We start from the raw sequence: 19,914 nt of genomic DNA, 5'->3' as shown, positions 1-19,914 counted from the left end.
GTCCTGAACAGCTCGGGGAGCTTCCAGTGTAGATCGTGCCGATCCGCACCCTCGACCCGCCGTCGCGAGCGGAGGAGATGGGACGAGCGGAGGACGCGCGGGCGCGAATCACTCCTCCGCTGCCGACATCCCCTCCGCTCGTTGCGGGGCTGTCTCGACGATCGCGATGCCGCGGCCGCGGAGGCGCCGCCGTTCGTCGGCGAGGAGGGCCAGCAGCCGGTCGCGCGTGCCGCGGCTGTGGGCCGTCGCGAGCGCCACGGCCCGCGCGGCGTCGCGCTCCCGGATCGCGTCGAGGATGCCGAGGTGCTCGTCGCGCGCGTGGGCGCGGGCCTCCGGGGTGCGGACCTCGAGCCAGCGGGTCCGGGACAGGCGCGTGAGCACACCGCGCATGGCCTCGGCGAAGAACGCGTTGCCGGACAGCTGCGCCACCGTCACGTGGAAGTCGCTGCCGTCGCGGAGCCCCGTGGCCTCGTCGTCGTCCCGGCGGCCCTCCTCCACGAGGCCCCGGAGCGCCTCCAGCTCGTCGTCGGCCGCGCGCTCGACCGCGAGCGCGACGGCGCCGGCCTCGATCGCCTCCCGGTACTCCAGGACCGCGCGGACCTCGGCGAGGTCGATCGGCGCCACGCGCCACCCGCGTCCCGCGCGCTGCGTGAGCCCCTCCGCCTCCAGCCGGAGCAGCGCCGCCCGGATCGGCGTCCGCGAGGCGCCGAGCGCATCCTCGAGACCGCGCTCGGACAGGGGCTCGCCGGGGAGCAGCTCGAACGAGAGGATCGCGGCACGCAGGTTCTCGTGCGCCGACCGTGGTCCCGTGGTCATCCCGGCCTCCCGCTTTGGTATACCATCACGGTACACCAAAGGAGCGGCGGATGACGGAGGGCGTGGTCTCGGCGGAACGCACGCCGGCGAAGGCGTGGCGGATGCTCGCACTCGGCGTGGCCGCGCAGGCATCCGGCTCGTTCCTCATCAGCATCCCCGTGTACCTCATCCCGCTGCTGCACCTGCAGCAAGGAGTGCCCCTCACGTCCGCCGGCGCGCTCGCGGCGGCGCCGACGATCGGCACGGTACTGACGCTCGTCGCGTGGGGCGCCGCGGCCGACCGGTTCGGCGAGCGCGGCGTGATCGCGCTCGGGCAGGTCCTGGCGGCCACGATCGCGTTCGCGACCGCGTTCCTCGTCGGAGACCTCGTGGGCGCGGCGCTCCTGCTGGGTCTCGGCGGGGCCGCCGCGGCGAGCGCAAGCGCCGCCAGCGGGCGGGTCGTGATCGGCTGGTTCCCGCGGCGACGGCGCGGCTTCGCGATGGGCGTGCGCCAGATCTCGCAGCCGCTGGGCGTCGCGATCGCGGCACTGGTCGTGCCCCCGCTCGCGGCGGGCGCGGGGCTCGCCGCGCCCTTCGTCGTGGCCGGCGTCGTCCTCGCCTTCCTCGGGATCGCGTGCGCCCTCGGCATCCGCAACCCGCCACGGTCGCCCGTCGGCCTCTCCGACGGCGCGGCCGCGAACCCCTACCGGCGCGATGGCTTCCTCGTGCGCATCCACATCGTGTCGGCGCTGCTCGTCGTGCCGCAGTTCACCCTCTCCACGTTCGGGATGCTGTGGCTCATCACGGGACTCGGGTGGAGCGAGACGACCGCCGGCATCGTCGTCGGCTCCGCCCAGCTCGTCGGGGCGCTCGGCCGCATCGCGGTCGGGGACCTGAGCGACCGCGTGGGCAGCCGCGTGCGGGTGCTGCGGTGGGTCGCGCTCGCGGGCATCGCCACGATGCTGGCCCTGGCGCTCACGGGCGCCGCGCAGTGGGCGATCCCCGGAGCGATCCTGCTCGTGATCGCGACGACCGTCAGCGTCGCCGACAACGGCCTCGCGTTCACGTCCGTCGCCGAGGCCGCCGGCAGCGCGTGGGCCGGCCGGGCCCTCGGCATCCAGAACACGGGCCAGTTCCTCGCCGCCTCGGCGGTCGGCCCCGGCATGGGCGCGCTCATCACTCTCGTCGGCTTCCCGCTCTCGTTCGCGATCGCCGCGCTTGCCCCGGTCGCGTCGTTCCCGCTCATCCCCCGCCGCGACCAAGACCGGCGGTGAGAGAATCGACGCGTGGGACACACCGCAGTGGCGCTTCTCGGCCTGTTGATCATGGTGACGCTGATCGTCGTCCTCGACGTCGCATTCCTCCGACACCGATTCGTGCTGCGCCTGATCGTCAATGTCGCGATCGTCGCCGTGTTCGCGGTCGTCTACCTCGTCTTCATCGGGCGCTCCTGACGCGGGTCGCGCTCACCGAGGCGAGGCGTCGAGCGGGGTGAGCCGGATGCAGCGCGCGACGTCGTACGCGGCCTGCTGGTCGCTCTCGTCCGCGACGAAGACACGACCGATCACCAGCACGGAGTCGGTCGGCGAGGCGACGCGGGTCATGCCCTCGGGGACCGTCCCCGCCCAACGTCGCCCGGTGATGAGGAAGTCACCGGCCGCCGTTCCCGTCGTGCGCTTTCCGACGTAGGCGAAATCGGCGCCGTCCGCGGGATCCGTCAGCTGCACGGAGTAGTACCGACCCGCCGAATCCGGGACATGCAGGACCTGGGGACCATCCGTCAGGTCGAGCCAGCCGCCGACATAGAGCACGTCGTCGGCCCCGGTCGCCAGAACACTGCCGGCCGCTGCCGCGGAGGACGACGACTCGGGCACGGCGTAAAGGGTGTTGACCGGGATCGGTCCGCCCCCGAACCCGCGCCGCAGGATGGCCCGCTTGAAGCCGCCGACCGTGATGCGCGGCCAGAGCCAGATGAACACTGGCACTCCGGCGATCCACACGACCGCCGCGGTCACCGCGAGGACGGTGAGGTCGTCGCCGCGGACGATCCGCTGGACGACCACCCACGCGAAGATCGCCAGGATGACGGCCGTCAACGGGTACGCGAATCTCAGGATCAGCCGATTCATGTCACCGCACCCTTTCGATCCGCGGCACGCGATACGTGCCATCGAGCACGGTCGCAGCGGGCAGGTAGGCGCGGAGCATGAGCGTGAACCGGCGGCCGGGCACCGGCAGCCAGTTCTGCTCCTGCCCGGACGGGGCCGTGTGCTGAAGGTGAATCTCGACGGAACCGTCAGGGTTCGTCACGAACTCGGACCGGTCATTGACGCTCGACCGCGCGACGGGGTTGCGCGTGGCGTATCCCACGAGATCCGCCACGGTCAGCGACCAGAACGCATCGTTCGGCGGGAACCCGCCCTTCGGGAAGCGCAGGACGTAGTCATGCCGCCCATGGAGCCGGCGGCCGGCGCCATCCTTGGTGCTCTTCCAGTACGCCGCCTCTTCGAAGACGTTGACGACCGGCAGCGCCTTCGCGCAGGCGGCGCGGACGAGGAAGCCGTTCCCGGGGCGCCCGGCCCGGGGGATCACGCTCCAGCCGTTCACCTCCGTCGTCAGACCGCGGATCACGACGTTCATGATCAGAATCGCGGTCAGGAACGCCAGCGTCGCACCGATGATGACGCCCTGCACGACGCCGGACTGCACGACCCACCCGAACAGACCTGTCATGCCCGCATCCTAGAAGCCGGTCGGCTCGGTCTCGAACTCCGCCTCCTCGGGCGACCTCTCGTGATGCAGCGGACGCAGGGCGTGCGTCTCTTCGAACCAGAGAAGCGCGTCATAACGGCCGCCCATCACGGTCGGCACGTCATTGCGATGCCCGCGGGAGGGGTCGTAGACCACCCCGATCGCTCGGTGTCCCGCACGATGGCGGAGCCACGGGCGTTCCCGATCCGTCCCGAACTCGAGCACCGCCGGCGCTCCCAATGCCCGGTGGAGAAGTCCCTCGTGACTGTCGTCGCGCGCGGCGGGTACCGTCATCCTCTCCTCCTCCTCGCCCCACGCCCGCGCGGCGGTGACCTCGCCGGCGTACGAGGCCATCCCGACGAGAAGGACCTGATCGGCGCCGTGGCGCTGTCGGATCAGCTGACCGAGGTTGAGGAGGCCCTCGGCGGCCATGGTGGTGGCGCGGGCGTCCCCGACGTGGGTGTTGTGCGCCCACAGGACCCCTTTCGATGCCGGCCCGAGGTGCGCGGCGAGCCGGTCGACGGTGTCCACCATGTGGGTGTCGCGGATGTTCCAGGATCCGCGGTCGGTGCGCACCATCGCGCGGTAGTACTTCTCCGCCTCGACCGCGATGGTCGCGTTCTGCACCGCGTCGAACGCGTCCTCCCCGTCGGCGATCGCGCGCCGGCGCACCTCGACCAGGAGACTCACGACGTCGTCCTCGCACGACGTGGGCACCAGGCGGGTGCTCCATGCGTAGCGGTGCGGATCCTCGTCGAACGGCGCGAAACACCGCCACGCCCGTGACGCGAGAGGCAGGGCGTTCGGCTCCTTCTCCGCCAGCCAGGTCATCGTGCGGTGCAGTGAGTCCCACAGCGAATACACGTCGAGGCCGTAGAAGCCGACCCGCGACGACGCGGGCCGAGCACGGTTGTGGGCGCGCAGCCAGTCGAGGAACTCGGCCACATCGGCGTTCGCCCACATCCACGTCGGCCACCGCTGGAACCCGGCGAGTACGCCGCGGGCGTCGAGATCGACGTCGGCGAGGCCTCGCACCCACCGGTCGATGCGCCAGCAGTCCGGCCAGTCCCCCTCCACGCCGATCCAGGTGGCACCGGCCTCCTCGATGAGGCGCCGCGTGAGCCGTGCCCGCCATTGATAGAACTCGTGGGTGCCGTGTGACGCCTCCCCGATCGCGATGAGGCGCCGGGACCGGGCACGGTCCACCAGTACGCCGAGAGCCGGATGGTCGAGCGGTCGCGCCAGAGCGCGGATGTCGGCGATCATGTCGGACGGGATCACGGTCGTTCTCTCGATTCGCTCAGAAGACGCACGACCTCGTCTTCGGTGGTCTGATCGAAGACGCGGTAGAAGGCCCCGACCGCCTGGAATCCAGCCGGCTGCTCCAGGCAGACCACCCGGTCGGCGCCACTGACCCGGACTCCGGCGTCCGGACCGCCGACGGGCGCCGCCACGATCACGTGCGCGGCGCCGAGGCGACGGGCGACGAGGCACGCGGCGGAGGCGGTCGCGCCCGTGGCGATGCCGTCGTCGACGATGAGAACCGTCTGGCCGGTGAGGTCACGCCTCGGACGTCCCCCGCGCAACGTCACCGCGCGCCGCTCCAGCGTCTCGCGCTCGCGCCGTTCCACGGCCGCGAGTTCCGCCAGCGTCACGCCGACCTCACCGATCAGCGTGAGGTCGAGCAGGCGGACGTCGCCTTCCCCGATCGAGCCCATCGCGACCTCCGGGTAGGTGGGGAGTCCGAGCTTGCGGACGATGATCACGTCCAACGGCAGGTTCAGCACCGCCGCGACCGCAGCCGCGACCGGAACTCCGCCCCGGGGGAGCCCGAGGACGACGGATGCTGTGATCCCGACGTCGCGGAGGTGCGCTCCCAGCCGGCGACCGGCATCTTCCCGATCGGCGAACATGGGCTCCTCGTCACGCTCCGGTGATGGCGATCTTCCGAGGCGTCGCTGCCTGGGTGAGCGGGACCGTGACTTTCAGCAGCCCGTTCTCGAAGGCGGCGGTGATGCCGGCATCGTCGGCCTGGTCCGGAAGGGCGATGCTGCGGTAGAAGCTGCTGCTGCTCTCCCGGACCACGTAGTTCTTCTTCTTGTCCTCCTCCTTCTCATGACGGTCGGCCTGGATGATCAGCTGACCGCCGTCGACATTGACCGTGATGTCCTTCTCCTCGAAGTTGGGGAGATGGGCTTCCACGATGAGGGCTTTGTCATCCTCCGTGTACACGTCGGTCGTCGGCAGGCTGACGCCGCGAAGGCCGCGGAGGAGACCGTCGTCGAACAGGTCTCTGCGCAACGCCTCCAAGCCGGAGAACGGGTCGAATCGGACAATGCTCCGAGTCATGATGAACAACGTTCCTTCCTGTGTGGTGTGCAGAAGTCTGCACACCGCCCACGGTCCCCCTCCCCTCTCGCTGCTGCTGGGCCCTAAGTCCCACGCCGCTCACCGGTTGCAATCCCCGTGTGACCTTCGTCCCGACCTCCCGTCGTCGGGACGGACACGGTGGCGGCATGGACAGCATCGACACCCCGCGGGGCGATGTCCGAGGATCGGAGGCGCCCGCGCCGATCGACCCCGCGGACATCCTTCTCCCGCCCACGCAACCGATCGACATCACGGGAATCGTCACGCGGCGTCTCGCGACCTCTTCCGCGACGCCCTAGATGTCCGGAGGGACATCCGTCGGGGAGCTGCACGATGCGGGTGACCTGCGAACGATCGCGGCGCAGGATGTGAGCAGCACGCTCGCCCGGCTGGCGGTGACATCGGCAGGGCTGAGCACGGCGGAGGCGACGGCGCGGCGCGCCATCGCGGGATCGAACGTGCTTCGCGTTCACCGGGCGCGGCCTTGGCGGGTGCTGGGGCGCCAGTTGAAGAGCCCGATCCTCATCCTCCTGTTCGTGACCGCCGCAGTGTCGATGTTCCTCGGAGAGGCCGCGGACGCGATCATCATCGGCGTGATCCTCCTCGCGAGCATCGGCCTCGGCTTCGTCAACGAGTTCCGTGCGGAGCTGACCGCCGACGCCATGCACGATCGGATCCGGCACACCGTCGTCGTGCTGCGCGACGGACGCCCGACCGTCGTCGACGTCACGGATCTCGTGCCGGGGGACATCGTGCAGCTCAAGGTCGGCACGGTCGTGCCGGCCGACATGCGACTGCTCTCCACGCAGAACCTCTCCTGCGACGAGAGCATCATCACCGGGGAGTCGCTGCCCGTCTCCAAGACACCCGACCCCGTGGGCGAGGCCGCGGGAGTCGGAGACCTCACCTCCTGCGCGTTGATGGGCACGGTCGTCCAGGCCGGCACCGGCACCGGCGTCGTCGTGGAGACCGGTCTGCGCACGGAATTCGGACAGATCGCCGGCCGGCTGGGAACCGAGCCCCCGCAGACCGAGTTCCAGCGCGGCCTCGGAAGATTCTCCGTGCTGCTGCTCGAGGTCGCGGTGGTCCTGACGACGGTGATCTTCGTCGCGAACGTGCTCCTGCAGCGTCCGCTCCTTGACTCGCTGCTGTTCTCGCTCGCGATCGCGGTCGGGATCACCCCGCAGCTGCTCCCGGCGGTCGTGAGCACGAGCCTCGCCGCCGGGTCCCGGGCCCTCGCGAAACGTCGGGTGCTGGTGAAGCGGATGGTCTGCATCGAAGATCTCGGCGACATGGACCTGCTCGTCACCGACAAGACCGGCACGCTCACCGAGGGCCGCATCGGCTTCACCGCCGCACTGTCCGCGGACGGAACCACCACCCCCGCTCGGGTGCAGCTGCTGGGGATGCTCGCCACCGAAGCCGATTACGCCGCAGCGTCGGGCGAGGCGCTCGGTCTCAATCCCCTGGACGCGGCGCTCTGGGACGCGCCTCCCCCCGCAGCCGGCCCCGGCCCCTACCGACGCATCGACCTCCTCGCATTCGACCATGAGAGGCGCCGCACCACCGTTCTCGTGGAGACACCCGATCACGAACGGTGGATCGTCACGAAGGGATCGCCAGAGGACGTGATCCGCGCATGCGCGCACATCCCGTCCGAGGCCGACCGGATTCTGGACGCTCAGTACGCCGCGGGCGGAAGAGTGGTGGCGGTGGCGATGCGGCCCGCGGGCGAGGTACGCCGGCTCACACCCGCGGCCGAGACCGGATTCGCCCTGGTCGGCTTCCTCGTGTTCCTGGACCGCCCCAAAGCCGACGCCCGCGAGTCGCTGGAGAGGCTCGCGGGACTCGGGGTGACGGTGAAGATCGCCACCGGCGACAACGCGGTGGTCGCGGAAAAGGTGCTCGCCGACCTCGGCCTCGCCTCGGGCGGCACCCTGACCGGCGCCGAGCTCGACGCGCTGAGCGATGTGGCGCTCCGCGAGGCGGCCGCGACCGCCACGGTGTTCGCTCGAGTGTCGCCGGAGCAGAAGGCACGCGTCATCCGGTCCCTACGCCACTCCGGCCGTGGCGTGGGGTTCCTCGGCGACGGAGTCAACGACGCCCTCGCCCTGCACCAGGCCGACATCGGCATCTCGGTGGAGACCGCCGCCGACGTGGCGAAGGACGCCGCGGACGTTCTGCTGCTCGACAAGGACCTCGGCGTGCTCGCCGACGGGGTCACCGAGGGCCGGCGGATCTTCGCGAACACCATCAAGTACGTGTTGATGGGGACGTCCAGCAACTTCGGGAACATGTTCAGCGCGTCGGTCGCCTCGGTGGTCCTCCCGTTCCTGCCGATGCTTCCGGGGCAGATCCTGCTGAACAACCTGCTCTACGACAGCGGGCAGCTCGCGATCCCCGGCGACCGGGTCGACGCGGAGCAACTGCGCGCGCCGGCACACTGGGACATCGGCTTCATCCGCCGTTTCATGCTGCTGTTCGGGCCCATCAGCTCGCTGTTCGACTTCGCGACCTTCGCACTGATGATGTTCGTCTTCCACGCCGCGGAGGGTGAGTTCCAGGCCGGCTGGTTCATCGAATCCATCGCCACGCAGTCTCTGGTCATCTTCGCCATCCGCACCCGGCGAACCCCCTTCTTCCGCAGCCGACCCTCGCTGGGGCTCACCGTCGCCTCGCTCGCCGTCGTCGGGACCGGAATCTGGCTGCCGTACTCTCCGGTCTCCGGCGTGCTCGGGTTCCAGCCGCTCCCCGCCCCCTTCTTCCTGGCTCTGATCGCCATGGTCATCGCCTACCTCGCCTGCGTCGAGGTCGCCAAGATGTGGTTCTTCCGCCGTGCCGCCCAGCGGCAGCCGGCACGCCCGCTTCCGCAGGCCCGTCACGACCACCGTCGGCTGCAGCGCCGATCCGCGCGATTCACCGCCCGGTCTCCTCGCGGGGGCCGCGAGCGGGACGTCGGTGCGGGAGGACGAACGACACTTCCGGCGACCGGTGGGACCAAGGACCCGACACGACGCACCGACACCCGACGAGGATGACCTGACGCTGGGAGCACCGGCGAGAGGCCAGGAGTCATCGATGCACGCGCTCGTCGTCTACGAGTCCATGTTCGGCAACACCCGTGCGATCGCCGAGGCGATCGCGAAGGGCATGTCCACGCGGGCGAAGGTGAGGGTGACGGACGTCGTCGACGCCCCGGCCGAGGTGCCCCCCGAGGTGGACGTGCTCGTCGTCGGCGGTCCGACGCACGCGTTCTCCATGTCGCGGGAGGCCACCCGCCAGGACGCCGCCCGCCGCGGGGGCGCCCACACCGACGTGCCGGCGGGCATCCGCGAGTGGCTGCGGGAGCTGCCCGACGGCGACCATCCCCAGACCTTCGTCGCGTTCGACACGCGCGTGGACCTGCCCCTCGTGCCGGGGGCCGCCGCCCGCAGCGCCTCCCGCCAGGCCCGGAAGCGCGGCTTCACCGTCGCCGACCCGGAGAGCTTCCTCGTCGAGGGCTACGAGGGGCCGCTCGCAGACGGTGAGCTCGACCGCGCCACCGCCTGGGGGCGCCGTCTCGGCGAGCAACTGGAGCAGGACCTGCGAACGAAAGCCGCCTTTCGAGCCGCCGGTGACGCCCGATAGGGCGTCGATGCGGAACTGAGTGTCGCGTATACTGCGTCTCAGTTCCATCCCTCGAGGCTCAGGAGCCGTCATGACCGACGCATCCCCGTACCAGCCCCCCGTCGCCGACTACGCGTTCCTCTTCGGTGAGGCGTTCGGGCTCGACCTCGTGGGTCGGGCGACCGGCGGCGAGATCAGCGCGGAGGACGCGACGGAGATCGTGGCTGCGGCCGGCGACTTCGCGGCATCCGTGCTCGCGCCGCTGCAGAACGTCGGAGACCGGGTCGGTCCCCGCCTGGAGGACGGCCAGGTGCGGATGCCCGAGGGCTTCGCGGAGGCGTACCAGGCCTTCGTCGAGGCCGGCTGGATCACGGCCGAGGCGCCCGTGTCGGCGGGCGGCGACGGCCTCCCCGGCGCCGTGCGCGCCGCGCTGGGCGAGATCTGGAACGGATCGAACGCGGCGTTCGCGCTCTCCTGGCTGCTGACGGCGGGGCAGATCCACGCGCTGGATGCCGCGGCATCCGACGAGATCCGCGAGACGTACCTCACGCGCCTCGTCTCGGGCGAGTGGACCGGCACGATGAACCTCACGGAGCCGGATGCCGGCACCGACCTCGGCGCCATCCGCACGATCGCGACCCCGCGCGGGGACGGCAGCTGGTCGATCCGCGGGCAGAAGATCTTCATCACGTGGGGCGACCACGACGTCGCGGAGAACATCGTGCACCTCGTGCTCGCCCGCACGCCGGACGCGCCCGCCGGCGCGAAGGGCCTCTCGCTGTTCGTCGCCCCGAAGTACCTCGTGAACGAGGACGGCTCGGTCGGCGAGCGCAACGCCGTCACGACGGTCGCGATCGAGCACAAGCTCGGCATCCACGGCAGCCCCACGTGCGTACTCGCCTACGACGACGCCACCGGCTACCTCGTCGGCGAGGTCGGCGGGGGCCTGGCGGGCATGTTCGTCATGATGAACTCCGCCCGCGCGGGCATGGGCTTCCAGGCGACCGGCATCGCCGAGCGCGCGTCGCAGAAGGCCGCGGCCTACGCGGCGGAGCGCCTGCAGGGCGCCGTGCTCGACCGTCCGGCGGGGACGCCGATCGCCGAGCACCCCGACGTGCGCCGCCTGCTCCTGTCGATGTCGAGCAAGGTCTTCGCGATGCGCGCCCTCGGCGTGTACGTCGGCGACCTGCTCAGCCGGGTCGAGGAGGGCGGCGTCGACGCGAAGCTCGCCGACTTCTTCGTGCCGATCCTCAAGGGCTGGACGACCGAGGACGCGCTCACGGTGACGAGCGAGGCGATCCAGGTCTTCGGCGGCATGGGCTTCATCGAGGAGACCGGCGTCGCGCAGCACTACCGCGACATCCGCATCGCGCCGATCTACGAGGGCACGACCGCGATCCAGTCCAACGACCTCATCGGCCGCAAGGTGATCCGCGACAACGGCGCCGTCGCGGAGGAGCTCTACCGGCGGATCGGCGAGACCGTCGCGCAGCTGCGCGGCTTCGACGACGCGCACGCGGCCCGCACCGCGGATCGGCTCGACCGCGCGGTCGAGGCCGCCCGTCGCGCGACCGCGGACCTGCTCGCGTTCGGCGCCGGCCGTGACGCCTACGCCGTGAGCGTCCCCTACCTCCTCCTGCTCGGCACGCTCGCCGGCGGCTGGATGCACGGGCTCGCGGTCGCCGCGGTCCTCGCGCACCCGGCGCTGTCGGAGACGGATGCCGCCCGCCTGCGCTCGGCGGACTTCTACGGGAGCCACCACCTGTCCCGCGTGCACTCTCTGGCGGAGACCATCTCCGCCGGCGAGATCGCCTGATCCCGCCCGGCCCCGCGGGCGGCGCGCTCAGCGCTCCGTCGAGACCGGCGTTGATTCGAGGAATCGGGTCAGCTGGGCCGTGAACACGTCGTTGTCGTCGCCGGCGATCATGTGACCGGCGGCGCGCACCTCGACGAACGCCGCGTGGGGGATCAGCTCCCGCATCTCGCGGAGCCCCTCCGCGCTGACGATGTCGGACTCCGCGCCGCGCACGAGGAGCGTCGGCACGCGGACGTTCCGCGCCGCCGCCTGCGCCTGACCCTGGCGAAGCTCGCGCTCGGGCTCGTCCCGCAGGCTGAGGTAGCGCGGGTCCCAGTGCCAGTGCCAGCGGCCGTCGTCCCGCTGGACGAGGTTCTTGCGGAGGCCGTCGAGCGACCGCGGACGCGGGCGATGGGGGTTGTACGCGGCGATCGCGTCGGATGCCTCCTGGAGGCTCGCGAACCCGTTCGGCGCGCCCGTCATGAACGCCTGGATCCGCTTCGAGCCGGCGGGCGCCGGGCTGGCGACGATGTCGACGAGCACGAGGCCCCGTGCGAGCGGCCCGCGCGTGCCCTCCGCGACGAGCGCGGTCATGCCGCCCATCGAGGCGCCCACGAGCACCGGCGGCTCGCCGATGGCGTCGATCACGGCGAGGGTGTCGTCGACCATCGCGGCGATCGAGTAGTCGCCGTCGTCCGCCCATCCGCTGTCCCCGTGGCCGCGCGCGTCGAACGCGTACGCCGTCCATCCGGCGCGCGCGAGCCGCTCGCCGGTGCGGTGCCAGGAGTACCGCCGCTGGCCTCCGCCGTGCAGGAGCAGGACGCTGCCGCGCCCCGGCTCCGCCCCGCCCCACGCCGGCCAGCGGTCGCCGACGAGGTCGATCCCGTCCGACCGCACGACGACGGTCTCCGCGGCCCCGGCGGCATCCCGGATGTCCGTCACCGCGGCTCCGGCTCCCGGCCGATCGCCTGCTGGAGCGCGTAGCCGGCGCGCAGGAGGACCGGGTCCTCGAAGCGGCGCCCGACCAGCTGCAGGCTGATCGGCAGCCCCCCGACCTTCCCGCACGGCACCGCCAGCGCGGGATGGCCCGTGTAGCTGAACGGGCGCGTGTGGCGGACGGTGTCCGCGTATCCGCCGCGGAGGTCCTCGAGCTCGCGCGCCAGTCCCTCGCGGTGGCTCACGCGCTCCGGCAGCAGGGGCGCCACGGTCGCCGACGTCGGGAGCGCGAGGATGTCGACGTCCGCCAGGGCGCGATCGTACGCGCGGACGAAGCCCGCGCGCAGATTCTGCGCCTTCGCGTACGTCGCGCCGTGGAAGTTGCGGCGGGAGAACTCCGTGAGCAGGACGTTCGCCTTCGTGTGGGTCGAGATGAGGTCGCCCTCGGTCGCCCACATGCGGTTCACCGCGGCGGTGATGGTCTCCGGGTAGTAGTTCCGCGCGCCCGCGCCGAACGGACCGAGGGTCCGGATCGCCCAGGCCCCCTCGACCGCGAGCGTGCCGGCCGCGAGGTGCACGGACCGGTGCTCGGGCACCGAGACCCGGGTGACGACGGCTCCCGCCGCCGACAGCGCATCCAGGGCGGCGAGCACGCCGTCCCGCACCTCGGCGTCGATCGGGTCCTCGAACCCCTCCTCGAGCAGGCCGATCCGGAGCCCGCGGACGCCGTCGCCCAGGCCGCTGAGCGCGTCCACCGACGCGGGCACCTCCCAGCCCTGCCGCGGGTCGTAGTCGTCATGGCCGGCGATGGCCTGCAGGGCCGCGGCGACATCCTCGATGGTCCGCGCCATCGGCCCGAGGTGGTCGATGCTCGGCTCGGACCCGAAGGTCGCGCCCATGTGCGGGACGAGCCCGAAAGTCGGCTTCAGACCGACGATGCCGCAGTACGCGGCGGGGAGCCGGATCGATCCGCCCTGGTCCCCGGCGATCGCGATGTCCACCTCTCCCGTCGCCACCGCGACGGCGGAGCCGGAGGAGGATCCGCCCGTGGTCCGCTCGGGGTCGTGCGGGTTGATCGCCTCCCAGTAGTCGCCGACGTACCCGCCGAGGCTCCGGCCGCCGGACAGGCCGAACATCGTGTTCTTCCCGATCACGGTCGCACCCGCGTCCAGGATCCGCGTCACGACGGTGGCGTCGATGTCGGAGATGAGCCCGTTCAGCGCGAAGGCGTTGAACGTGATCGGGATGCCGGCCACGGCGACGTGGTCTTTGAAGCTCACGGTCCGCCCCGCGAGGAGACCCGTGTCCTTGCCGCCGATCGCGCACTTCCAGAGCCACGCGTTGGACGGGTCCTCGGCGGCGGACGGCCGATGCCCCGGACCGCGCTCCGGGAACAGGAGCGGCGGCCGGTCGCCATCGGTGCGCTCCTGCACGAAGCGATCGAGCGTCTCCAGCCGCGCGGCGAGGAACGCCTGCCATTCGGCCACCGAGTCGTCGTCGACGTGGAAGCCGTACTGCGCCGCGACCGCGATGATGTCGGCGCGGCTCGGGATGGCGAACATCAGGGCACCCTCCAACCGCCGGTGAACTCCGCATCCCGCTTCTCGCGGAACGCGTCGAGCGCGGCGCTGGCGTCCGTGCCCCCGAAGTTGATCGTCTGCGCGCGCGCCTCGCTCTCGAGCGCCTCCTGCAGCGTCCGCGTGGCGCCCTCGTGGAGCAGCGCCTTCGACTGCGCCAGCGCCACCGGCGCCTGCTTCAGGAGGGACTCGGTCAGCCGCGCAACGGTCTCGTCGAGGGCGTCGTCGTCGGTGACGTAGGTCGCGAGGCCGAGCCGCTCGGCCTCCTCGCCGCCGATGATCTCGCCCAGCATCACGAGCCGCTTCGCCCGCTGGAGCCCGACGATCTTCGGCAGCAGCCAGGAGCCGGCGAAGTCGATCGACAGCCCCCGTGCCCCGAACATCTCCGAGAAGCGGGCGCTCCGGGCTGCGACGACGAAGTCGCAGCCGAGCGCGAGGTTGCAGCCCGCCCCGATCGCGACGCCCTGCACCTTCGCGATCGTCGGGACCGAGACGTGGTGGAGGGTGAGCGCGATCTCGTTGGCGACCTGCATGCGGCGGAGCGGATGCCGGCCGGTGGAATCCCCGGCCATGTCCGCCCCGGCGCAGAAGTCGCCGCCGGCGCCGGTCAGGACGAGGACGCGCACGTCCGGGTCCTGCTCGGCCCGGTCGATCGCCGCGATGAGGCCGGTGCGCACGCCCGGGCTGAGCGCGTTCTTGCGGTGCGGCCGGTTGATCGTGACGGTGAGCACGCCGCCGGCGAGGTCCGTCAGGACCTCTGCCTCCCCGTCGTCGCTCACAGTCGCTCCAGGATCATCGTGTTGGCCTGGCCGCCGCCCTCGCACATGCTCTGCAGGCCGTACCGGCCACTCGTGCGCCGCAGCTCGTGGATGAGCTTCGTGGCCAGGATGACGCCGGTCGCGCCGAGCGGATGCCCGAGCGCGATCGCGCCGCCGTTCGGGTTGGTGCGGGCGAGGTCCGCGCCGGTCTCGCGCGCCCACGCCAGCACCACGGACGCGAACGCCTCGTTGACCTCGAAGGTGTCGATGTCCGCGATCGTGAGCCCGCCGCGGTTCAGCGCCGCGCGAGTTCCAGCGATGGGCCCCGTGAGCATGTAGACCGGATCGTCGCCGATGACGCTCATGGCGTGCACGCGGGCGATCGGGACGAGGCCGTGGTCGCGCACCGCCTGCTCCGAGGCGACGAGCATCGCGCCGGCTCCGATCGAGAGCTGGCTCGAGCCGCCGGCCGTGATCACCCCGCCCTCGCGGAGGGGCTCCAGGGCGGCGAGACGCTCGAGCGAGGTGTCGCGACGCGGTCCCTCGTCCTCTTCGAGACCGGCGATCGGCGCCGTCTGGTCACGGAACCGGCCCGCGTCGATCGCGGCGATGGCGCGGTGGTGGCTCTCCAACGAGAACGCGTCCAGCTCCTCGCGGCTCAGACCCCACTTCTCCGCGATGAGCTGCGCGCCCCGGAACTGGGTGATCTCCTGATCCCCGAAACGCGCCAGCCACCCCTCGCTGCGGAGCGGCAGGCCGCGCTCCTCGCTGACCTCCCGGTTCAGGGTCATGGGGACCATCGCCATCTGCTCGACGCCGGCGGCGACCACGAGATCCTGCGTGCCGGACATCACGGCCTGCGCGGCGAACTGCAGCGCCTGCTGCGACGAACCGCACTGGCGCTCCACCGTCACCCCGGGAACGCTCTGCGGCAGGCCCGCGGAGAGCCACGCGGTGCGGGCGATGTTCGCGGACTGCGGCCCCACTTGGTTCACGCAGCCCAGGATCACGTCGTCCACCGCGACCGGGTCCATCCCGGCGCGCGCGATCAGCTCCCGCAGGACGTGCGCGGCGAGGTCTGCCGGGTGTATCCCGGCGAGCCGCCCCTTCCGGGTGCCGACGGGCGTGCGCACGGCCTCGACGATGAAGGCTTCTGCCATTTTGGAATCTCCCCACTGGTCGGGATCCGGCGTCAGATCCGGGTGATCTCCGGATCGAACTTCGCGTCGCGCTCCCGGACGGCATCGCGCAGTCCCCTCGCGACGACGTTCTCCGCGAAGCGCTTCGACGCGGGCGACGGGGGCGGTCCCCAGCGCTTCATGACGGTGGGCGTCAATTGCATGCCCATCAGTTCATATGTCCGGTGCATGGTCTCCTTGGCGTGCCCGAAGGACTCGCTCGGGATGAGCGCCGCCTGGCTCGCCCATCGCGCCGTGACGTCGCGCAGCTCCGCCTCCGGCACGACGCGCTGCACGAGGTGGAGGTCGTGCGCCTGGTCGGCATCCATCCATCCGCCGAACAGGAAGAGCTTCTTGAGCACGCGGATCGGCAGGAGCTCGTAGAGGGGCACGAACGGCAACTGGGGGGCGCTCGACCGCGAGATCTCGAAGCTGAAACGCGTGCCCTCGGCGGCGATCACCCAATCGCACCAGCTGAGGATGGCGAGCGCGTACGGCCCGACGAAGCCGTGCACGCCCGCGATCAGAGGCTTGCGGAAGTACCAGGCCCGCGGGAGCACCGGCGCAACGGACGGCGAGGCGAGCGGATACAGCGTCTCGGCGAACACGCGCCCCGAGGTCTGCTCCTTGAGGTCGTGCCCCGAGGAGAACATCACGCCGGCGCCGGTGAGCATGACCGCACCGACGGCGTCGTCCTCCTCCGCCCGATCGAGCGCGGCGACCAGCTCGGCGTCCATCAGGTGCGAGACGGCGTTCCGCTGCTCGGGGCGGTTGAGCACGATGTCGAGCACGCCGTCGTCGGACAGGGTGCACACGATCGTGTCGAAGTCGTAGGTCATCGTCCGCTCCCTCTCTCCGTGCCGGCCATCAGTAGGCCGTCCCGTCTGATCTCACATAGTCCTCTGCCGCGATCCGATTCCTCAACGCCCTGCGGTATTCGTCCTCGCTCAGGCCCATGACCGTGCGGTACACGTAGTCGTTGTCCTCGCCGAGACCGGGCGACCCGCGTCGCCAGGCCTGGGGCACGCCCCGGTAAGGGTGGGAGGCGTGGAGGTGCGTGCCTACGTCCCGGACCTCGAGCGGCCGCAGCCATCCGCGACCCGCGATCCCCGCGTCGGCGTCGAAGCTCGCGGCGTCCTGCACGGGACCCGCCGCGACCCCGGCGCGCTGGAGTTCCCCGAACGCCTCGTCGACGTCCCGGTCCGCCGACCACGCGGCGATGAGCGCGTCGAGCCGGTCGTGCTGGCGCATCCGGCCGGCCGCCGTCGCGAGCTCGGGGTCGTCGGCGAGCCCCGACCCGAGCCGGCCGGCCAGGGCCGCCCACTGCGCGTCGTCACCGACCGAGACCGCCAGCCAGCGGCCGTCGCGGCACGGATAGAGACCCTGCGGAGCGCGGTGCGGATCGCGATTGCCGAGGAGCTCCGGCTCCGTCCCGCTGAGCTGGAAGCCGACGAACTGGTCCGCGAGGTGGTTGATCAGGTTCTCGGTCTGGCTCAGCTCGATCACCTGGCCCCGGCCCGTGCGGCTCCGGTAGCGCAACGCGGAGAGCACGGCGAACGCGCCGGCAGGGCCGGTCGCGCTGTCCATGTAGACCGTGGTGCGCGTCTCCATCGGCGAGCTGCCGCGATGACCGCACAGCGACGCGAACCCGGAGAGCGCGTCGAACTGGGGTCCGAACCCGCGCCAGCTCGACCAGTCGCCGGTGAGCCCGGTCGGCGGCAGCCGCAGGACGATCAGCCCCGGGTTCTGCACCCGCAGCTCCTCGGGGACGAGCCCCAGCTTGGGCAGGCCGTTCGCGGCGATGTTCTCCACGAGCACGTCGGCACCGGCGATGAGCCGCTTGAGCAGCGCGAGGCCCTCCGGCTCGGTGAAGTCGATCGTGCACGACAGCTTGTTCCGCGACACGGCGTTGTTGTCGGCGCAGCGGTTGTACGGACGGTCGGGCTGATCGGGGGCCGCCGGGCCGTAGGTGGCGTCGAGCCGGGTCGGCCGCGGCGCGTCGCCCTTGCCCGCGGACGGGAACACGAGCGGGTTCTCGACGCGGATCACCTCGGCGCCGAGGTCGGCGAGCAGCATCGTGCCGTACGGCCCGGCCCAGACCGTCGTCAGGTCGACGACGCGCACGCCCGCGAGCGGGAGGTCGCCCTCCGTCCCGTCGGCATCCGTCCCGGCCGTGTCGAGGAACGGATCCCGGTCCGCCGGGCGAGGCTGCGGGTGCAGGCTCCAGCCGCCCTCCGTGTGACGGTACGGCGCTCCGGGCACGAGCACGGGTCCGGTCTCGGGCGTCTCGATCTGCTGCCAGAACCCGCGCTGGTGCAGGTGGTCGGCGTCGAGCACGTCCTGCAGCGTGTTGAGCGGCGTGACGGTCACCCGGTGCGCCTGCGCGGCGCGGACCACCTCGTCCTTCGTGCGCTCCAGCAGCCACGGGTAGAGCACCGCGTCGACGATCTCCTGGTTCTCGGGCTGGTAGATCGCCTCCTCGTCCGCGAGCGCCGCGCGCAGGTCGTCGCTGTCGAGGAGATCCAGCATCCGGGGCAGCGCCGGGGTCATCACGAGGAACGATACGAAGCCGTCCGCGCACGGCATCAGCGCCCACGGCAGCACGCTGCCGCGCGAGCGACGTGCCACGACCTTCTCGCCGTCCGGCCGGACACGATCCCTGGCGTACTGGAACCGGAGGATGTCGCGGGCGTACGGCGGCATGGTCGCCAGCGCCTCCCGCGACGCGATGTCGACGTGGCTGCCCAGCCCCGACCGTGCTGCGCCGATCACGGCGCCGAGCGCTCCGACCGCGGCCATGCTGCCGACGAAGAACTGGCTGGAGCGGCCCGGGAGCCGGAACGGCTGCCCGGTGTCCCCGCCGACCATCGAGCCCGACATCGCCTGGATGATGAGGTCGCTGTGCAGGAGGTCGCGGTACGGTCCGTCGAGGCCGAATCCGCTCACCGTCACCACGGTCAGCCGCGGGTTCTGCTCGCGCAGGGCATCCGCGTCGAGTCCCCACGCGGCGAGCGACAGCGGGCCCGGCGAATCGATCACGAGGTCGGCCTCGGCAAGGAGCCCGCGCAGCGCGGCGCGATCCTCGTCGAGATCGGGGCGCAGGGCCGCCGTCCGCTTGCTCGTGTTCAGGCTCAGCGACAGCGCCCGCGCGTCGACGCCCTCCTCCAGATCCGGGAAGGAGGCGGCGATCTTCGTGACGGTCGCGCCGAGGTCGGCGAACAGCTTCCCGCAGTAGGAGCCGGCGACATCGTCGGTGAGCTCCCACACGGTGAGATCGCTCAGTGCCTGGCGCATCATCCGCGGAGCGAACGCAGGATCCGCTCGATCGTCATCACGTGCCGAAGGTAGCGGTGCATCGGCATGTCCCACGTGAACCCCATGCCGCCGTGGACCTGGATCGTCCCCTCGATCACGGTGCGGGCGTCGCGCGCGATGATCTCGACGGCGCCGAGCGCGTCGGCGGGATCGAGGACAGCCAGCAGCAGCAGCGACCGGGCGGCCTCGATGGTCTTGTGCATGTCCGCTAGGCGGTGCCGGACGGCCTGGAAGCTCGAGAGCGGCTGGCCGTAGGCCTCCCGCATCGTCGTGAAGGGGATCGTCTGCTCGAGACACGCGCGCGCCGCGCCGATGCTCTCCGCCCCGTACAGCACGAGCGTCTGCGCGACGAAGGCGTCCGAGACGCCTGCGTCCGGCCCCGCCGGGCTGACCGGGAGCGAGGGCGCGAAGTCGTCCGGCGCCGCGTCCGCCACCGGACCTCCGCCGAGGTGAACGACACCGGGGACGTGCCCGAACGGCACGAGCCCCGCAGCTCCCGCGAGCGCGTAGGTGTGGCCGATGCCGGCCGCGGATTCCGCGGCCCCCGCGGCGGAGAGGGCGAGGACCGAGGTCGTGAAGGGGCCGGGCACGAGGCGGGCGCCCCAGACCTCGGCGAACTCGGCGAGGTCGATCAGGGTGAACGCGGACTCGTCGTCCGCGGTGCCGATCTCCAGCCATCCGCCGTCGACGACCTGCTGCCAGACCCGGGGGTCGAAGCGATCGAGGTACTCGGGCGCGATCTGGCCGAGGAACCGGTCGAACTCCTGCGCCGCCGCGACGGCCTCGTCGGAGGCGATGAAGCGGGAGACCGCGGACGTGGTGGGGGGCATCGG

At 71.7% G+C, this 19,914-nt stretch carries 19 protein-coding genes; 6 read left to right on the top strand and 13 right to left on the bottom strand.

Annotated elements, in window-relative coordinates; genetic code table 11:
• Window positions 1-108 precede the first annotated feature (108 nt).
• Window positions 109-816, bottom strand: a complete 708-nt coding sequence (locus tag ABCS02_RS13130; protein ID WP_345836087.1) for a GntR family transcriptional regulator — start codon at window positions 814-816, stop codon at window positions 109-111.
• A gap of 50 nt (window positions 817-866) precedes the next feature.
• Here ABCS02_RS13130 and ABCS02_RS13125 point away from each other — a divergent pair, with 50 nt between their 5' ends.
• Together ABCS02_RS13125 and ABCS02_RS13120 are read left to right on the top strand one after the other, a co-directional pair.
• Window positions 867-2,069 carry an MFS transporter gene (locus ABCS02_RS13125; protein ID WP_345836086.1) on the top strand — a complete coding sequence of 401 codons (1,203 nt, stop codon included), beginning with the start codon at window positions 867-869 and terminating at the stop codon, window positions 2,067-2,069.
• A gap of 12 nt (window positions 2,070-2,081) precedes the next feature.
• Window positions 2,082-2,249 (top strand): hypothetical protein, encoded by a 168-nt coding sequence (locus ABCS02_RS13120; RefSeq protein ID WP_345836085.1) that lies wholly within the window; start codon window positions 2,082-2,084, stop codon window positions 2,247-2,249.
• Between the two features lie 12 nt (window positions 2,250-2,261).
• Here ABCS02_RS13120 and ABCS02_RS13115 read toward each other — a convergent pair whose 3' ends face one another.
• Genes ABCS02_RS13115 through ABCS02_RS13095 form a run of 5 tightly spaced genes read right to left on the bottom strand, consistent with a single transcriptional unit; the run spans window position 2,262 to window position 5,895 of the window.
• Entirely contained in the window at window positions 2,262-2,924 is a 663-nt protein-coding gene (locus ABCS02_RS13115) for a DUF1254 domain-containing protein (protein WP_345836084.1), read from the bottom strand.
• A gap of 1 nt (window position 2,925) precedes the next feature.
• A complete protein-coding gene (locus ABCS02_RS13110) occupies window positions 2,926-3,528 on the bottom strand; it encodes a DUF1214 domain-containing protein (protein ID WP_345836083.1) in 603 nt (200 codons plus the stop codon).
• Between the two features lie 9 nt (window positions 3,529-3,537).
• Window positions 3,538-4,827: an erythromycin esterase family protein gene (locus ABCS02_RS13105; protein WP_345836082.1), complete on the bottom strand. Its 1,290-nt coding sequence runs from the start codon at window positions 4,825-4,827 to the stop codon at window positions 3,538-3,540.
• Complete coding sequence (locus ABCS02_RS13100; RefSeq protein ID WP_345836081.1) at window positions 4,824-5,459, bottom strand: phosphoribosyltransferase family protein; 636 nt, start codon at window positions 5,457-5,459, stop codon at window positions 4,824-4,826. Before ABCS02_RS13100 ends, ABCS02_RS13105 begins: the two co-directional genes overlap by 4 nt.
• A gap of 10 nt (window positions 5,460-5,469) precedes the next feature.
• Complete coding sequence (locus ABCS02_RS13095; RefSeq protein ID WP_345836080.1) at window positions 5,470-5,895, bottom strand: Hsp20/alpha crystallin family protein; 426 nt, start codon at window positions 5,893-5,895, stop codon at window positions 5,470-5,472.
• A 167-nt stretch (window positions 5,896-6,062) separates the two neighbouring features.
• On the opposite strand from ABCS02_RS13095, the gene ABCS02_RS13090 reads away from it, so the two are divergent.
• From ABCS02_RS13090 to ABCS02_RS13075, 4 genes are all read left to right on the top strand, one after another.
• Window positions 6,063-6,215 carry a hypothetical protein gene (locus ABCS02_RS13090; protein ID WP_345836079.1) on the top strand — a complete coding sequence of 51 codons (153 nt, stop codon included), beginning with the start codon at window positions 6,063-6,065 and terminating at the stop codon, window positions 6,213-6,215.
• Window positions 6,216-6,284: 69 nt separating this feature from the next.
• Window positions 6,285-8,954: a magnesium-translocating P-type ATPase gene (gene mgtA / locus ABCS02_RS13085; RefSeq protein ID WP_345836078.1), complete on the top strand. Its 2,670-nt coding sequence runs from the start codon at window positions 6,285-6,287 to the stop codon at window positions 8,952-8,954.
• Window positions 8,955-8,994: 40 nt separating this feature from the next.
• Window positions 8,995-9,543: a flavodoxin domain-containing protein gene (locus ABCS02_RS13080; RefSeq protein ID WP_345836077.1), complete on the top strand. Its 549-nt coding sequence runs from the start codon at window positions 8,995-8,997 to the stop codon at window positions 9,541-9,543.
• A gap of 70 nt (window positions 9,544-9,613) precedes the next feature.
• Entirely contained in the window at window positions 9,614-11,338 is a 1,725-nt protein-coding gene (locus ABCS02_RS13075; RefSeq protein ID WP_345836076.1) for an acyl-CoA dehydrogenase, read from the top strand.
• A 27-nt stretch (window positions 11,339-11,365) separates the two neighbouring features.
• Here ABCS02_RS13075 and ABCS02_RS13070 read toward each other — a convergent pair whose 3' ends face one another.
• From ABCS02_RS13070 to ABCS02_RS13040, 7 genes are read right to left on the bottom strand one after another with little or no spacing between them, the layout of a single operon-like run.
• Window positions 11,366-12,259, bottom strand: coding sequence for an alpha/beta hydrolase (locus ABCS02_RS13070; RefSeq protein ID WP_345836075.1), 894 nt, complete (start codon window positions 12,257-12,259; stop codon window positions 11,366-11,368).
• Window positions 12,256-13,815: an amidase family protein gene (locus ABCS02_RS13065; RefSeq protein WP_345836074.1), complete on the bottom strand. Its 1,560-nt coding sequence runs from the start codon at window positions 13,813-13,815 to the stop codon at window positions 12,256-12,258. Before ABCS02_RS13065 ends, ABCS02_RS13070 begins: the two co-directional genes overlap by 4 nt.
• Window positions 13,815-14,609 carry an enoyl-CoA hydratase-related protein gene (locus ABCS02_RS13060; protein ID WP_345836073.1) on the bottom strand — a complete coding sequence of 265 codons (795 nt, stop codon included), beginning with the start codon at window positions 14,607-14,609 and terminating at the stop codon, window positions 13,815-13,817. The genes ABCS02_RS13065 and ABCS02_RS13060 overlap by 1 nt, the downstream gene beginning before the upstream one ends.
• Window positions 14,606-15,748 (bottom strand): acetyl-CoA C-acetyltransferase, encoded by a 1,143-nt coding sequence (locus tag ABCS02_RS13055; protein ID WP_345836072.1) that lies wholly within the window; start codon window positions 15,746-15,748, stop codon window positions 14,606-14,608. Before ABCS02_RS13055 ends, ABCS02_RS13060 begins: the two co-directional genes overlap by 4 nt.
• Before the next feature lie 32 nt (window positions 15,749-15,780).
• A complete protein-coding gene (locus tag ABCS02_RS13050) occupies window positions 15,781-16,605 on the bottom strand; it encodes an enoyl-CoA hydratase/isomerase family protein (RefSeq protein ID WP_345836071.1) in 825 nt (274 codons plus the stop codon).
• 28 nt (window positions 16,606-16,633) lie between these two features.
• Window positions 16,634-19,063, bottom strand: a complete 2,430-nt coding sequence (locus ABCS02_RS13045; protein ID WP_345836070.1) for a CoA transferase — start codon at window positions 19,061-19,063, stop codon at window positions 16,634-16,636.
• The gene (locus ABCS02_RS13040; RefSeq protein ID WP_345836069.1) at window positions 19,060-19,911 is read right to left on the bottom strand and encodes an acyl-CoA dehydrogenase family protein; all 852 of its coding nucleotides are present in this window, start codon (window positions 19,909-19,911) and stop codon (window positions 19,060-19,062) included. Before ABCS02_RS13040 ends, ABCS02_RS13045 begins: the two co-directional genes overlap by 4 nt.
• Between the last annotated feature and the right edge of the window lie 3 nt (window positions 19,912-19,914).

It is taken from the genome of Microbacterium sp. X-17, assembly GCF_039615055.1.
This window is presented reverse-complemented; position numbering and strand designations above follow the sequence as displayed.